The sequence below is a fragment of the Streptomyces yangpuensis genome (assembly GCF_024666385.1).
GTDB lineage: Bacteria > Actinomycetota > Actinomycetes > Streptomycetales > Streptomycetaceae > Streptomyces > Streptomyces yangpuensis.
Window position 1 is genome coordinate 2,231,741 of record NZ_CP102514.1, and the last position, 14,980, is coordinate 2,246,720.

A 14,980-nucleotide genomic window follows, 5' to 3' on the forward strand; every position below is an offset into this window, starting at 1 on the left:
GGCCAGCTCCCCGCCGACCGGTCACGAGGAGCCCCATGTCCGACGGACACCCCTACCCCGGCCCCGCCGCGGCTGGGCCCGGCGGGGCTCCGGACCCGGCACAGGGGTGGGGCGGCGTCCCGTACGAAGTGGGCGCCGTGCCGTACGGGCTGGGCGCCGTGCCGTACGGGGCGGCCTACGGGCAGGACGGGTGGGACGGGCAGTACGGCGTGGCCTACGGGCAGGAGGGGCTGGGCGGGCTGGACTCTCCGGGCGGGTGGCGTCAGGATCCCGGTCCCCAGCAGTACCACCCGACCCACCTATCTCACCAGCACCAACACCCCGATCCCGCAGGTGAGTTTCCCCATGCCGCGCACCCCGGCGGGAACGACTGGTCCGCCGGATCCGGGCCCTCCGTGCCACAACCCCAGCAGGACTCGCAGGCCTGCGGGCCACAGGTACCGCAGCAGCCCGCGCACGTCCATGGGCCCCAGCAGCCGCAGCAGTTCCAGCCCCTTCCCTATCCGCAGGTCCAACAGCCCCAGGTACCGCAACAGGCCGCGTACGCCCAAGGGAACCAGCAGCCCTACGAGTTCCAGTACCCGCAGCAGCTTCCTGCCTTCCCGCACCCGCAGGCCCAGCAACCTCATGTACCGCAGCAGGCCGCGTACGCCCATGGGGGCCAGCAGCCCCATGAGTTCCAGCAGCACCAGGCCCAGATCCCGGAACCACGGATCCCGTCCGACGCCCACCACACCACCGCATACGGCCACCAGGCCGCGGAGCCGCCCGCCGAAGCCACGCCCGGCCCGGCGGAGTCCGCACCCGACGTAACCGCCGGATCAGCCGGGGAAGCCACGGCGCGGCCCGAACCGGCCGCGCCGCGAACCCGCCGCGGCCGACGGGCCGCAGGAGCGGCAGCCGACTCCGCAACCGCCGTACCGCAGACCCGACGCGGGCGCAAGGCGGCAGCACGGCCGGCACGCCCGGCCGAGCCCGAACCGGCGGAGTCCGCACCGCACACCCGCCGGGGACACCACCGCTGGGCCGGGCTCGTCAAGGCCGTCGCCCTCTGCGCGGCCACCGCCGCCGCCGGCATGCTCGTACTCCGGGGCACCGCCGCCCTCGACGGCCTGGACCTGGACCGTGCCCCCGCGGCGGCCCCCGACACCTCGGCAGCCGCAGCCGCCGCGCCCCTGGCCGCCGGCTCCGTACCCGACCCCGGCCGCGTCGTCCAGATCGTCGCGCACCCCGACGACGACCTGTACTTCATGAACCCGGACCTGCGGTACTCCATATCCGCCGGCCACCCGGTCACCTCCGTCTACCTCACGGCCGGCGAGGCCGACGGTGTCAACGCCGCCCCCGCCAAGGGGGCGACCACCGTCCCCGACAAGCCCGCCTACGCCGAGGCGCGCCAGAACGGCATCCGCGCCGCCTACGCCAAGATGGCCACCGGCGACCGCGCCAGCGCCTGGCAGCGCACCGTCGTCCCGACCAAGGGCGGCGGTCACGCCGAGGTCGACGTCCTCGTCGCCAAACCCCAGGTCAACCTGGTCTGGCTGCAGCTGCGCGAGGCCGGCCACGGCTACGCCGACGTGCCCGACAGCCTGCACGGCCTCTGGAACGGCAAGGTCGCCCGCCTGGATTCGATGCTCTCCTCCGGCACCCCGGTCAAGCAGCGGTTCGCGTACTCGAAGGACCAGGTCGTCCAGACCCTCGTCGGGGTCCTGGAGCAGTACCGGCCGACCACCGTCCGCTTCCAGGACCCGACACCCGGCCGGTACCCGGACAGCAAGCAGTACACCGACCACCAGGACCACTTCTACGGCGCCCGCTTCGTGCAGCTGGCCACGGCCGCCTACGCGAAGGACGTCAAGGACCGGCCGCACTTCGCGGTGCAGAACTACGTCGGCTACGTCAACGGCTCCCTCCCCAGCGCGCTGGACCCGCAGGAGGCGAAGGAAAAGCTGGACAGCCTCGACACATACGCCTGGCTGGACCGGCAGAACCACTGCGGCAGCGACGCCGGCTGCGGCGACCTCAAGGTCTCCGACCAGCCGGCCGGCAACCGCTGGACGGACACCGTCAACTACGCCCGCGGCACCGGCACCAACTGGCTGACCTCCGACAAGGACCACGGCCTGTGGGCCTTCAAGGTGCTCGACGGACAGGTCGCCGTCTGGCACCGGACCGGCCCCGTCGGCCCCTGGCGGGGCCCGGACCTGCTGCCCGGCACCGGCATGGACCCGGGCGTCACCGCCGTGACGCTGAAGGACGGCCGGATCGCGGTCTTCGGCACCCGGACCTCCTTCGGGGCGCGGCCCACCGACTACAGGCGCGAGGTCGTCCACACGGTGCAGCAGGCGCCCGGCGCGGACGGGTTCGGGGAGTGGCAGTCGCTCGGCACCCCCGAGACCGCCGACGAGACGTCGACCTCCGACATCAGCGCACCGGCCGTCTCGGTCGACGGGACCGGGCAGTTGGCGGCGTACGTCCGCGACGGCTCGTACAGCCTGCGCGGCCGGCTGCAGCGGCCGGACGGCGGCTGGGGGCCCTGGGAGAAGCACGGCGGTGAGGACCTGCACGGCTCCCCGGTCACCGCGACCGACGGCGCGGGGCGGCGCATGGTCCTCGCCGCCACGTCCAGGACGGTCGTCGGCTGGGCGCAGCCGAAGGCGGGCGCGCCGCTGGGCCGGGTCACCGCGACCGGGCTGCCGGACACCACGCTGCCGCTGACCGTGGAGGGGCGCGAGGGCGGGGTACGGCTGTGGTTCCGCAAGCCGGGCTCGGGCAACGTCCGTACGGCCCTGATGACGGCCGACGACGGGCTGAAGGTCAACAACATGACCGACCTCGGCGGGCTGAACGGCTTCGGCTCGGTGACGGCGAGCGGGCACGTGCTCGCGGGCCGCGCGGCGGGCGGGCAGCTGGGCGCGGAGGTCGGCCCGGGACGGCCGTGGGGGCGGTCGCCGCTGATGTTCGTCGGGGCGCCCTCCTCGACGATGACCGGCAAGAACATGGTCAGCCTGGCGGTGGTGGGGCTCGACGCACGGCTGTACGTCACCTCGTCGGCGGACGCCCCGAACGCCTACCTGGCCCCCTGGCAACCCATAGGCCCCCGCAACAGCCGCCCCTGACGCGCAGCACCGCGGACCCGCCCCCGCCCCCGCCCCCGCCCCCACAGTGGAGCAACCGGTTCCGGTTCACCGGTACTTGGCAGCCGGCGCCAGCAGGAAACACTCATCGGCCGCCCCGGTGAACCAAGTTCGCCGATTCCGCCTCTCTCTCACTGCTCAGCGTTGCGTTTCCCGTGTCCTGCCCTGCCCTGCCCTGCCCTGCCCTGCCCGGAACGAACCCAAGGCGTGCCCGATGCCCGTGACCCGTCGCCGCTTCGCGGCCCTGCTCACCGTGCTGACAGCCGGCACCACCGGCGTGCTCTGCGTGGCCTCCGGCCAGCAGACCTCCGCCGGGGCCGCCCAGGCGAAGACCCCGACGGTCGTCGTCCCGGCGAGCGTCACCGCCGGTTCCGTCGTGCAGGTGGTCGCGCACCCCGACGACGACCTGTTCTTCATGAACCCCGACCTCAGCCGCTCCCTCCGCTCCGGCACCCAGGTCACCACCGCCTACCTCACCTCAGGCGAGTCCGACGGCCGCAACCAGGCGCACGGCGACGCCGCCCAGGACCCGGAACAGCCGGCCGACCGCGCCCACTACGCCGAGGCCCGGCAGAACGGCATCCGCTCCGCCTACGCCCAGATGGCCACCGGCGACCGCACCAGCGCATGGAAGCGCACCGTCGTGCCCACCGCCGGCGGCGGCCACGCCGAGGTCGACATACTCATGGCCAAACCCCAGATCAACCTGGTCTGGCTGATGCTGCGCGAGGCCCGCAGCACCGGCGGGGACACCCCCGAGAGCCTGCGCGGCCTGTGGAACGGCCGAATACCCGTGCTGGAGTCGCACCTGACCTCCGGGACCCCGGTCAAGCAGGGCTTCACGTACACGAAGGACCAGCTGATACGGACGATGGCCGGGGTCCTGGAGCAGTACCGGCCCACGACGATACGGATGCAGGACCCGACCCCCGGCCGGTACGGGGAGAACGGCCGCTACACCGACCACCAGGACCACATGTACGGCGCCCGCTTCGTGCAGGCCGCCACCGCCGCCTACGCCGAACAGATCCAGCGGCGCCCGCACTTCTCGGTCCAGAGCTACCTCGGCTACCACAACAGCACGCTCCCGCACTCCCTGGACCCGCAGACGGCCGAGACGAAGACCGACTACCTGCGGACCTACGCCTGGCAGGACCGTCAGGACCACTGCGGAAGCCCGTCGGGCTGCGGCGACCGCAAGGTCGCGGGCAACCCGACCGGGCGCAACTGGGCCCAGTCGCTGCGCTACACCCGCGCCGACAACGCGTCCTGGCTGACGGAGGGGACGCCGGGCCGCCTCTGGGCCTTCACCGTGCTCGACGGCCGCATGGCGTACTGGCGGCGCGGCTCCGGCGGCGTCTGGGAGAAGCCGGTCCTCCTCGCGGGCACGGGCATCGACCCGGGGGCGACCACCGCCCGGCTGCCCGACGGCCGCGTCGCCGTCCTCGCCACCCGTACCGTCCTCGGTCCCGGCCCCTCGGACTACCGGCGCGAGGTCGTGTACGCCGTCCAGAGCGCGCCGGACGCGGCGTTCGGCGCGTGGCAGTCGCTCGGCACACCCGAGAAGGGCGACGACGACGGCACCTCGGCGATCAGCGCACCCGCGGCCGCGGTGGACGCGCGGGGCCTTCTCACGGTCTACCTCCGCGACTCCCGCCGTACCCTGCGCGCCGTCACGCAGCAGCCGGACGGCGGCTTCTCCCCCTGGCAGCGCCTCGGCGGCGAGGACCTGCAGGGCGACCCGGTCACGGCGGTCGACGCCGCCGGGCGGCGGCACGTGTACGCGACGACCACGACCTCGGTGCTGGCCTGGACCCAGGCGGGCACGGACGGCCCGCTGCGCGGCCCCTCGCCGACGGGCCTGCCGGCGACGACGGTCCCGCTGACGGCCTCCCCGGACGGCGCGGGCGTGCGCCTGTACTTCCGGCGGCCCGACTCGGGCGTGGTGCGCACGGCCGTGGTCACGGCGGGGCCCGCGAACAGGCCCCAGGTCTCCAGCGTCACGGAGGCGGGCGGCCGGGCCGGCTACGGCGCGGTCGGCGCCGCGGGCCGCCACGTGGCGGGCCGCGCGGACAGCGGTACGGTCAGCACCTCGGGCCTCGGCGGCCCGCCGGCCTGGGCGGAGTCCCGCATGCTCTTCGCGGGCGCCCCCGCGGTCGTCCTGGAGCCGGGCGGCACGACGACCACGACGGTCCTCGGCCTGGACGCCGAACTCCACACCTTCACCACCCCGGCCACCCCCACCCGCCCCACCTGGCACCGCGCGGTCCCCTGACCTCCGCCCGGCCAGGCCCTGTCGGCCTATCAGGGGGCGGCGGCCAGGAGGGCGTGGATGCGGTCGGGGGTCCAGGTGCCGGCGGCGCCGGGGCAGGTGGAGAGGTATTCGGCGGTGTCCTGTCGCGTCCACGGGCCGGAGTCCAGGAGGCCGGCCGCCAGGTGGCGCAGGTAGGCGGCGGACGGGGTGCGCAGTTCGACCTCGCGGAGGGTCCACGGCGCGGTGAAGGTCACCACCGGGATGGAGTCGATCGTGCCGGGGCAGACGAGGGTCTCGTACCGGCCGGGGCCGAGGGCGTACCGGCCGTCCCGGAGGACGTGGCTGAGGTCGAGGTCCGCACCGGGCTCGCGGGCCATCTCCTGCGCGGCGATGTCGGACAGCTGGCCGGTGGTCACCAGGTGTGCCCGCCCGCGGATCCGGCCGGGGGCGGTGGGGTCGTAGTAGCCGCGTCCGCCGGTCCACACCAGGGACTCGGTGGCGAAGTACAGGCTGCCGTCGAGCTCGACCGGGACCGAGCGCTCGGGCGCCCGCCGGTCACGGCAGCCCGGGTGGGCGTGCGTCGCCCCCGGCGGGATGCCGCCGGCGATGTAGGCGGTGAGGCGGTCCATGTGCATGTTGGAGCCGTAGGAGGCGTACCAGACGCGCTCGGGGGCAGGGGCCGGGATCGTCCGGGTGAGCGGACGAACGACCTGCACGGCGGGCACGGCGGGAACGGCCGTGTACGGATCGTCTTCGGGGCTGCGTGTGAGGGCATCCATCGGTCCGCGCCTGCGCGAGATCGGCCGGCCGTATGCGGGTCGCCGGGCAAAGTTCTGCCCAAGACCGCCACCGCACCCTCCCTGGAGGGCGCGGAGGGAGCCTGAGGACGACCGGGGGCCGGGAACGCCGCGGGGGCGGCCGACGTCGGTGTCGGTCGCCCCCGCGGCGCGAGCCGTCCGGGTCAGGCGCCCAGGTGGTGACCCTTCGCCCACTCGTGCTCGCCGTCCGCGATGCAGTTCGAGGTGTAGATCGGGCCCGTGAACGCCGGGCGGCTGGCGGGCACCGCGGCGAGCGAGGAGCAGTTCGACGAGTAGCCCGCGCGACCGCCGGAGAAGTAGTCGATGTCGACCCCGTCGTTGGCCAGGGCGGCACCGGCCCCGCCCAGCAGGATGCCGGCGGCCAGGACGGACGCGGTGACAGCAGAACGAATACGCATGACTCCCCTAAGGATCTGTGGAACGACGACGCGCGATCGATGTGCGCGTCGGCCGGTCCAACAGCGCGAGGGCACCGCCGGGAACGGCAGTTCACTCCAATGCCCGCGGCCGTATCGTTTCGACAACACGCGCCCCCCTTCACGCCCCCTGGGGCCGGGGGTGGAGGGCCACGGGCAGCCGGTCGAGCACCATGCCGAACTCCGCGCGGTAGGCCGCCCGCACTTCCTCGTCGGTCGCCAGCTCCTCCTCCGTCCGGTCGCCGTCCGCCGAGGTGGCGATGAGGGTGTGGTCGCGCAGGGTGATCCGGCCGCCGTCCTCGGTGATGCGGGAGCAGACCGGGCCCCTGGTGAAACCGGACTCGGGGCTGGTGCGGTGCCACCAGGCGCCGGTCCGGAAGTCGGCGAGCACCCGGGGCCGGGTCTCCAGCCGGTACACCGGCACGCCGTCGCGCAGTACGTCGAGGTCGCCCTCCGCTCCGTCCGCGGCCGCCCTGACGAGGAACACCCCGCCGGGATCCTTCTGCTCGCCGGGCTCGTCCAGGTCGAGCGGGTACGCGCTGTGCTCGCCGAACCCCACGTCCGCGAGCCAGCGCCCGTCGACGCGCAGCGCGAGGTGGTCGTACGGGATCCCCACCTCGCCGTGCTTGCCGTACACCCTTGCCTGGAGGAGCTCCACCCGGTGACCGAGTGCGCCCAGCAACTCGGCGAAGGCGCCGTTCAGTTCGTAGCAGATGCCGCCGCGTCCGGCGATCACGATCTTGTCGAAGAGGGCGTCGCGGGTGAGTGCGATCTCCTCGCCGAGGTGGATCGCCAGGTTTTCGAACGGCACGGTCCGCAGATGGAGCAGGTGCAGCTCGCGCAGCGAGGCCGCACCGGCCCCTCCCGGCCGCACCGCCCCGAGGCGGCGCAGGTAGGCATCGGTACGGGCGTCGTCGAGAAGTTCCATCCCCCCACTCTCCCCACCCGCCGCCCGGGACGCCATGCGCCGGTCGTGATGGTCCAGGAGACCGCCCCGGGTCCGGTGACGCAGGTCGCCGGCACCTCACATGTCAGGCGACGCCGGTGATGATGGTCCACTTGGCCGCCAGGCGTCCGTCGGCGAGGCCCGTGAAGACGCCGTTGGTGTCGATGCGACCGGTGGCGATGACGCCGTCGCCCAAGCGGTAGTACAAGAGCTCGCGGCCGAGGGCGACGATGTGGGTCCAGCCCGGACTGAGCCTGCCGTCGGCGAGGCCCCTGAAGATGCCGTTGGTGTCGATCCGGCCGGTGGCGATGACGCCGTTGTCGGCCCGATAGAACTGCAGCTCGCGGCCGAGGGTGTCGATGTGGGTCCAGCCCGGACTGAGTCTGCCGTCGGCGAGGCCCGTGAAAATGCCGTTGGTGTCGATCCGGCCGGTGGCGATGACACCGTTGTCGGCCCGGTAGAACAGGAGCTCGCGACCGAGGGCGTTGATACGGGTCCAGTCCTCGCCCAGCCGTCCGTCGGCGAGACCGGTGAAGATGCCGTTGCTGTCGATGCGGCCGGTGGCGATGACACCGTTGTCGGCCCGGTAGAACAGGAGCTCGCGACCGAGGGGGACGATGTGGGTCCAGCCGTTGCTGAGCTTCCCGTCCGCGAGCTGGGTGAAGATGCCGTCACTCCCGAGCCGACCGGTGGCGATGACGCCGTTGTCCGAGCGGTAGAAGAGAAGTTCCCGTCCCACCGCCACGATTCGGGTCCAGTCCTCGCTGAGCCGTCCGTCCGCGAGCTGGGTGAAGATGCCGTCGCTCCCCAGGCGACCGGTGGCGATGACGCCGTCGTCATTTCTGTAGAAGAGCAGTTCCCCGGACACGATGACTCCTAGTGGTCGTCGGGAAGATGTCGCTCTCCCGCACCCCCGGAAATCGCGCCGCACCAGCTGCCGTCACGGGAGAAGGAGACGCCCGCTGCCATCCGCACACGGCGGTTCGGCACCGCTGTCCCACCTACGACGCTACTCCCCTTCGCCGTTCCCTGCGAAGGCCTCCTGGAACCTTTCGGAAGGCCGGACGTTCCCCTTTCAACAGGAGAACCTTCAACTGCGATCGCAGGATTGGAACGGAACTGACGGCTGATCAGCAGACGGTCCGCGTGCCGGGCGGCGAGGTTCCGCGTCGGACGGCCCACGGACGGCCCAGGGCCAGTGAGACGGCTTCGGGCCGGTGGTCATCGACCACCGGCCCGGAGCCTCACACACACCCCGATGGGGCTCTGGCCTGCCCTTAGAGGACCGGGAGGTTCTTGCGGAGTTCGAAGGCCGTGACCTCCGAGCGGTATTCCTCCCACTCCTGCTTCTTGTTGCGCAGGAAGAAGTCGAAGACGTGCTCGCCGAGGGTTTCGGCGACCAGTTCACTGCGTTCCATCAGGGAGATGGCCTCGCCGAGGTTCTGCGGGAGGGGTTCGATGCCCATCGCGCGGCGTTCGGCGTCGGAGAGGGCCCAGACGTCGTCGTCGGCGCCCGCCGGGAGTTCGTAACCCTCCTCGATGCCCTTGAGGCCGGCCGCCAGGAGGACGGCGTACGTGAGGTACGGGTTGGCGCCCGAGTCGATCGAGCGGACCTCGATGCGGGAGGAGCCCATCTTGCCCGGCTTGTACATCGGGACGCGGATCAGCGCCGAGCGGTTGTTGTGGCCCCAGCAGATGTACGAGGGGGCCTCGCCGCCCGCACCCGCGCTGCGGGAGGAGCCGCCCCAGATGCGCTTGTAGGAGTTGACCCACTGGTTCGTGACCGCCGCCGTCTCCGCCGCGTGGCGCAGCAGGCCCGCGATGAAGGAGCGGCCGACCTTCGAGAGCTGGTATTCGGCGCCCGACTCGTAGAAGGCGTTGCGGTCGCCCTCGAAGAGGGAGAGGTGGGTGTGCATGCCAGAGCCCGGGTACTCCGAGAAGGGCTTGGGCATGAAGGTGGCCTGGACACCCTGTTCGAGGGCGACCTGCTTCATGACGAGGCGGAAGGTCATGATGTTGTCGGCCGTGGAGAGGGCGTCGGCGTAGCGGAGGTCGATCTCCTGCTGGCCCGGGGCGCCCTCGTGGTGGCTGAACTCGACCGAGATGCCCATCGATTCGAGCATGGTGATCGCCTGGCGGCGGAAGTCCATGCCCACGTTCTGCGGGGTGTGGTCGAAGTAGCCCGAGTTGTCGGCCGGGACCGGCCGGGAGCCGTCCAGCGGCTTGTCCTTCAGCAGGAAGAACTCGATCTCCGGGTGGGTGTAGAAGGTGAAGCCCAGGTCGGAGGTCTTGGCGAGGATGCGCTTGAGGACGTAGCGCGGGTCCGCGAAGGACGGGGAGCCGTCCGGCATGAGGATGTCGCAGAACATGCGGGCGGTGCCGGGGGCCTCGGCGCGCCACGGCAGTATCTGGAACGTGCCCGGATCCGGCTTGGCGATCATGTCGGACTCGTAGACCCGAGCGAAGCCCTCGATGGCGGAGCCGTCGAAGCCGATGCCCTCGTCGAAGGCCTGCTCCAGCTCCGCGGGGGCGACCGCGACGGACTTCAGGAAGCCCAGTACGTCGGTGAACCACAGGCGCACGAAGCGGATGTCGCGCTCCTCAAGCGTCCGGAGGACGAATTCCTGCTGCTTGTCCATGCCTTCATCCTCGCAGTTCAGACGGCCTGTGCACCACCGCATGACCGGTCGCGGCGCACTCGGGCCGGCTCAGTATCGCCAGTGGTGGTTTCCGCCAGATTACGCACCTGGGAAAGGTCGCGGCACCCCCGCACTGACCTCGGCCCGGTCATGAGCATTACCATCTGCGCCCATGGGGGGCCGGCAGCACACGCAGCGGGGGCGTCGCGGACGTTCCGCGCTTCGGCGTGCCGTGCTGCTGACGGTGCTCGGGATGCTGGTCGGCGCACTGTTCCTGTGTGCGCGATCCGGTGACTCGCCCGCCTCCTCCGAGGTCCGGGCACACGGCACGACCCACCACACGGCCGACGGCACGAACCGCGCCACCACGCACGGAACGGCTCACGGGACGGCGCCCGCCGTCTGCGTGTCCCCGTACGAGCCGCCCGGCTGCTCCCCCCTCGCGCACGTGCCCCCGGCCGTGCTGCCGGTGCCGCCGCCCGCCGTGACCGTGACCGGCGGCGGGCCGCTGCCGTCCGCGCATACGACGGCGGCGGGGCGGATCCGGCCGCCCGAGGCGCTGGCGCGCGCCGCCGACCTGCATGTTCTCCAGGTGCTGCGGACCTGACGGGTCCGGTTTTGCGTTCCGTCCACCCCCCTCATCAGAAGAAGGAACCAGGGCACATGGCCAGCAAGTCCGGCAGGACCCCCCAGCACACCGACCCGAACTCCCGGCAGGCACGCATAGCCGAGATGCGCCGCGTCGAGAAGGCCCGGGAGCGGCGCAACAAGGCGATCGCGATCACCGTCTCGTCGGCCGTCGTCGTCGGTCTCGTCGGTTTCGGCGCCTGGGTGCTGATCGACCAGAAGCAGGCCGAGCAGCGCAAGCAGGAGGCCGCGGAGCAGCTCCGCAAGGAGGCGGAGGAGATCCGCAAGAAGCCCGTCGAGGGCGAGAAGCTCTGGGAGGCGAAGACGCTCGGCCGCAACCACGTCGAGACGCCCGTGAAGTACGAGATGAACCCCCCGGTCGGCGGTGACCACCACCCCCGCTGGATGAACTGCAACGGCGACGTCTACAAGAGCCCGGTGCCCGAGGTGAACGCCGTCCACTCGCTCGAACACGGCGCCGTCTGGGTGACCTACAACGACAAGGCCGCCCCGGCCGAGGTGGACAAGCTCGCCGCGACCGTGGGCAAGACCCCGTACACGCTGATGAGCCCGGTCAAGGAGCAGACCGGCTCGATCATGCTCAGCGCGTGGGGCAAGCAGCTCACGGTGGACAATGCGGACGACCCCCGGGTCAAGCAGTTCTTCACCAAGTACGTGCAGGGCGAGCAGACGCCGGAGCCGGGCGCGGCCTGCACGAACGGGCTGGCCGGCAAGTGAGCCGCGCGATCCCCCGTACGTACTGGGTCGCGGGCGCGGCCGTCCTGCTGGCGCTGCTGTTCGCGGCGGCGGCCACGGTCGCCGCCGCGAACGGCGGTTCCGCCGCCGCACCGGCGCCCGCGCCCCGCACACCGGGGCTCCACTCCGCCGACGCCGGTTTCGCCCGGGACATGGCGGTCCATCACCAGCAGGCGGTGGAGATGTCCTTCATCGTGCGGGACCGCACCCAGGACGAGGCGGTACGCACCCTCGCCTACGACATCGCCAACACCCAGGCCAACCAGCGGGGCATGATGCTCGGTTGGCTGGACCTGTGGGGTCTGCCGAAGGTGGTGGCCGACGAGCCGCCCATGTCGTGGATGGGGACCTCCGGCGGGCACGACGGCCACGGCGGCGACGGCGGACAGGCCGGCCACGGCGGACAGGCCGGGCACGGCCCCGCCAAGCCCGGTGCGCTGATGCCGGGCATGGCCACCAAGGCGGAGCTGGAGCAGCTCGGCGCCGCTTCGGGGCGGGACGCGGAGGTGCTCTTCCTCCAGCTGATGACCGACCACCACAAGGGCGGCGTGACGATGGCCGAGGGGTGCGCGCAGCTGTGCGCGACCCCCGTCGAGCGGGATCTGGCGCAGGGCATGGTCGACGCGCAGCGCTCGGAGCTCACCCTGATGGCGGACATGCTGAAGCAGCGCGGAGCCACACCGCGCGGGTGACGGGACACGCTCGTACGGTGGGGGGAGGCGCCCTCTCACCCGTACGGGCGTGTGCTCCGCCGTCCGGGGGCCGTCGGGTGGGCCGACCCGGCCGCATCCCGGTGGGGACGCCGGGCCGGGCGCACCCGCGTCCGGCCGTGACCGGCGCGCTCAGGAGGTTCAGTCATGACCACCGCCGCAGACATCATGCACCCCGGGGCCCAGTGGATCCCGGCGCACGAGACCCTTGACCGGGCCGCCGAGCTGATGGCCCGGCTCAATGTGGGCGCCCTGCCCATCAGCGACTCCGAAGAGCGGTTGTGCGGGATCATCACCGACCGCGACATCGTCGTGAACTGCGTGGCCAAGGGCCTGGACCCGGCGAAGATGACGTGCGGGGACATGGCCAAGGGCACCCCGCGCTGGATCGACGCCGGCGCGGACGTGTCCGCCGTGCTGGACGAGATGGAGAGCCACCAGATCAAGCGGCTTCCCGTGATCAAGGACAAGAAGCTGGTCGGCATGATCAGCGAGGCCGACCTGGCCCAGCACCTGTCCGAGGACCAGCTGGCGGGCTTCGTCGAGAAGGTCTACGCCAGGCACTGACCGGGCCGCAGGGACAAGGCCCTGTCAGCAGGCGTCCCGCCGCTCCCGCTCACCCGTTTCCACGACCGCCCGGGCCACCTGGTCCGGGCGGTCGAGCATGACCAGGTGACCGGCGGGCTCGGCAACCTCGAAACGCGCGCCCAGCAGGTCGGCGAGGTCCGCCTGGCGGCCCAGCCAGCGCAGCGCGCCCCGGCCGGACGATCCGTCGTGGCCGGCGAGGACGGTGGCGGGGGCGGTCAGCGGGCGGGTCCGGCGCAGCGCGGCGAGTTCCGCGGCCATGTCCAGGTAGCGGGAGTTCTCCAGCAGGGCTCCGCGCCAGACGCGGCCGGTGCGGTAGCAGCGGCGTACGAGGTCCTCCGGGGCCGGGTCCGCGCCGCCGGTACGGGAGGCCCGTACGGTGGCGCGCCGGGCTGCCGGGCCGAGCGCGGCCGGCAGCCCGGCGGCGGTGACGGCCCGGCCGAGGGCGCGGGCCGCGCCGGTGCGCAGCGCGGCGGGCAGCACCGTACGGGGATCCTCCTCGACGCTGCCGTCGAGGAGGACCAGGGCGGCGGTGCGCTCCGGGTACAGGCGGGCGAAACCCTCTGCGTGGAAAGCGGCGATCGAGTGCCCGACGACGGTGACGGGGGCGGCCGCGGGCCCGCCGTACCCCAGGGCGTCGAGCAGCCCGGCGATCCGGTGGGCCTCCCCGGCGGTGGTGGGCGGTGCGCCGGCGGGGCCGCTGAGGCCGTGGCCGGGGCGGTCGAAGCGGACGACGGTACGGCCCCGGGCGGCCAGGAGCGCGGCGACCGCGTCCCAGTCGAACCAGGCCATGGCGAGCCCGGCACTGAGCACGCACACCGCGCCCTGGCCCTCGACGACGACATGCAGCACGTCCCCGCCGACCCGCACGAACCGGCCGGTCCCGGTCCCGGTGCCCGTGCCGGTCCCGGCCTCGGTCGTGGCATCGGTCCCGGACTCGGTCCCGTGCTGGGCCTCGGTGCCGGTCCCGGGGTGTTCCGGGGGTGGCGGGGCGGGGGTGGTCATGTGCGGCGTTCCTTGTGGACGGAGTAGGCGAGGAGGCCCAGCCAGATCGCCACCAGCAGCACCTGGAGCCGCTGGCCGGCGCCGAGCGCCCATGTGCCGCGTCCGGCGGTGAACATGGCGATGGCGGACAGGGTCCAGGCGGTGGCGAGCAGCTCCAGCGCGACCAGCACGGGGCCGTAGCGGGCGAGCGGGGCGAACCAGCCGTAGCGGCGGGCCGCGACGGTCAGGGCCACCAGGCCCACGAGGGCCCCGGTCATGGCGAGGGTGCTGCTGACGGCGTGTGCCTGGTGGGTGGCGGGGACGAGCCCGGCGGTCTCGCGGGCGGCGCATTCGGGGTCCGCGGTGGGCGTGCAGCTCAGCGGGAGCCAGGCGTCGGCGGCGGTGGCCGCACCGAAGAGGGTGACCCCCGCCCAGCCGACGACCGCCCAGAGGCGGCGCGACTCCGCGTACTTCAGCAGCCGTATCAGGGCCAGCAGGCCGCCGGCGAAGGCGAGCATCCCGGCGGTGAAGTCGGTGGCCCGGAAGAGGCCGCCGAGCGGCTGGTCCTGGGCGGCGAGCTCGCTGACGTACGTCTCGATGGGGTTGAGGCCCGTGGAGAGGACGACTTCGAGCACCCACGCGGTGTAGGCCGTGCCGGCGAGGCCGATCAGGAGGGCGACCGGCCAGGCGGTGCGCGGAGAGAGCCCATGTGGGGACATAGTGTGACTAATCCTAATCAAGCTCGGGGTCGGTCCTCCGATCGGATACCCACCCCGGGTAGGGTTCCGGCCATGACGCGCAGCGCTCGGCGAGCCGCCCGGGGCCCGGCTCCTGCTGCTCGCCGCGCTGCTGCTCGGTGCCGTCACCATGCTGTCCCCGGGCCGTCCTGCCGAGCCCCACGCCATGGAGGACGTGTCCCCGGGCCGGTGCGTTGCCTCGGCCCGGGCTCCCGGTACGGCCGCGCACGGTGGCGCTCACCACACTCCGGCCGCCCCGCCGCCGGTACGGGGGCCGGTCCGGGAAGCGGCTCCGGAGCCGCCGCGGACCGCCCTGGCGGTGTTCCGGAACCGGTGACCGGCTACCTGCCGCAGCGGCGGCGGCCCGGGCG

Annotated in this window: 13 protein-coding genes; 6 read left to right on the plus strand and 7 right to left on the minus strand. The window is 72.9% G+C overall.

Annotated elements, in window-relative coordinates:
* Positions 1-35: 35 nt before the first annotated feature.
* Together NRK68_RS10240 and NRK68_RS10245 are read left to right on the plus strand one after the other, a co-directional pair.
* The gene (locus tag NRK68_RS10240) at positions 36-3,119 is read left to right on the plus strand and encodes a PIG-L family deacetylase (RefSeq protein ID WP_257855632.1); all 3,084 of its coding nucleotides are present in this window, start codon (positions 36-38) and stop codon (positions 3,117-3,119) included.
* A gap of 232 nt (positions 3,120-3,351) precedes the next feature.
* Positions 3,352-5,412, plus strand: coding sequence for a PIG-L family deacetylase (locus NRK68_RS10245; RefSeq protein WP_257855633.1), 2,061 nt, complete (start codon positions 3,352-3,354; stop codon positions 5,410-5,412).
* A 29-nt stretch (positions 5,413-5,441) separates the two neighbouring features.
* Here the strand turns inward: NRK68_RS10245 and NRK68_RS10250 are convergent, their stop codons facing one another.
* From NRK68_RS10250 to glnA2, 5 genes are all read right to left on the minus strand, one after another.
* Positions 5,442-6,170: a histone deacetylase gene (locus NRK68_RS10250; RefSeq protein WP_308296116.1), complete on the minus strand. Its 729-nt coding sequence runs from the start codon at positions 6,168-6,170 to the stop codon at positions 5,442-5,444.
* 182 nt (positions 6,171-6,352) lie between these two features.
* Positions 6,353-6,607 (minus strand): hypothetical protein, encoded by a 255-nt coding sequence (locus NRK68_RS10255; RefSeq protein WP_046775118.1) that lies wholly within the window; start codon positions 6,605-6,607, stop codon positions 6,353-6,355.
* Between the two features lie 139 nt (positions 6,608-6,746).
* Positions 6,747-7,553: an arylamine N-acetyltransferase family protein gene (locus tag NRK68_RS10260; RefSeq protein WP_257855634.1), complete on the minus strand. Its 807-nt coding sequence runs from the start codon at positions 7,551-7,553 to the stop codon at positions 6,747-6,749.
* A gap of 103 nt (positions 7,554-7,656) precedes the next feature.
* Positions 7,657-8,439, minus strand: a complete 783-nt coding sequence (locus NRK68_RS10265) for a hypothetical protein (RefSeq protein ID WP_257855635.1) — start codon at positions 8,437-8,439, stop codon at positions 7,657-7,659.
* A gap of 409 nt (positions 8,440-8,848) precedes the next feature.
* Positions 8,849-10,210 carry a gamma-glutamylpolyamine synthetase GlnA2 gene (gene glnA2, locus NRK68_RS10270; protein ID WP_030774225.1) on the minus strand — a complete coding sequence of 454 codons (1,362 nt, stop codon included), beginning with the start codon at positions 10,208-10,210 and terminating at the stop codon, positions 8,849-8,851.
* A gap of 172 nt (positions 10,211-10,382) precedes the next feature.
* Here glnA2 and NRK68_RS10275 point away from each other — a divergent pair, with 172 nt between their 5' ends.
* From NRK68_RS10275 to NRK68_RS10290, 4 genes are all read left to right on the plus strand, one after another.
* Positions 10,383-10,817, plus strand: coding sequence for a hypothetical protein (locus NRK68_RS10275; RefSeq protein ID WP_257855636.1), 435 nt, complete (start codon positions 10,383-10,385; stop codon positions 10,815-10,817).
* Between the two features lie 56 nt (positions 10,818-10,873).
* Positions 10,874-11,575, plus strand: coding sequence for a thioredoxin-like domain-containing protein (locus NRK68_RS10280; RefSeq protein WP_373023506.1), 702 nt, complete (start codon positions 10,874-10,876; stop codon positions 11,573-11,575).
* Positions 11,572-12,285, plus strand: a complete 714-nt coding sequence (locus tag NRK68_RS10285) for a DUF305 domain-containing protein (protein WP_183065131.1) — start codon at positions 11,572-11,574, stop codon at positions 12,283-12,285. Before NRK68_RS10280 ends, NRK68_RS10285 begins: the two co-directional genes overlap by 4 nt.
* Before the next feature lie 165 nt (positions 12,286-12,450).
* Positions 12,451-12,870 (plus strand): CBS domain-containing protein, encoded by a 420-nt coding sequence (locus NRK68_RS10290; RefSeq protein WP_257855637.1) that lies wholly within the window; start codon positions 12,451-12,453, stop codon positions 12,868-12,870.
* 24 nt (positions 12,871-12,894) lie between these two features.
* Here NRK68_RS10290 and NRK68_RS10295 read toward each other — a convergent pair whose 3' ends face one another.
* Complete coding sequence (locus tag NRK68_RS10295; RefSeq protein ID WP_257855638.1) at positions 12,895-13,893, minus strand: alpha/beta fold hydrolase; 999 nt, start codon at positions 13,891-13,893, stop codon at positions 12,895-12,897.
* Complete coding sequence (locus tag NRK68_RS10300) at positions 13,890-14,591, minus strand: DUF998 domain-containing protein (RefSeq protein WP_257855639.1); 702 nt, start codon at positions 14,589-14,591, stop codon at positions 13,890-13,892. The genes NRK68_RS10295 and NRK68_RS10300 overlap by 4 nt, the downstream gene beginning before the upstream one ends.
* Between the last annotated feature and the right edge of the window lie 389 nt (positions 14,592-14,980).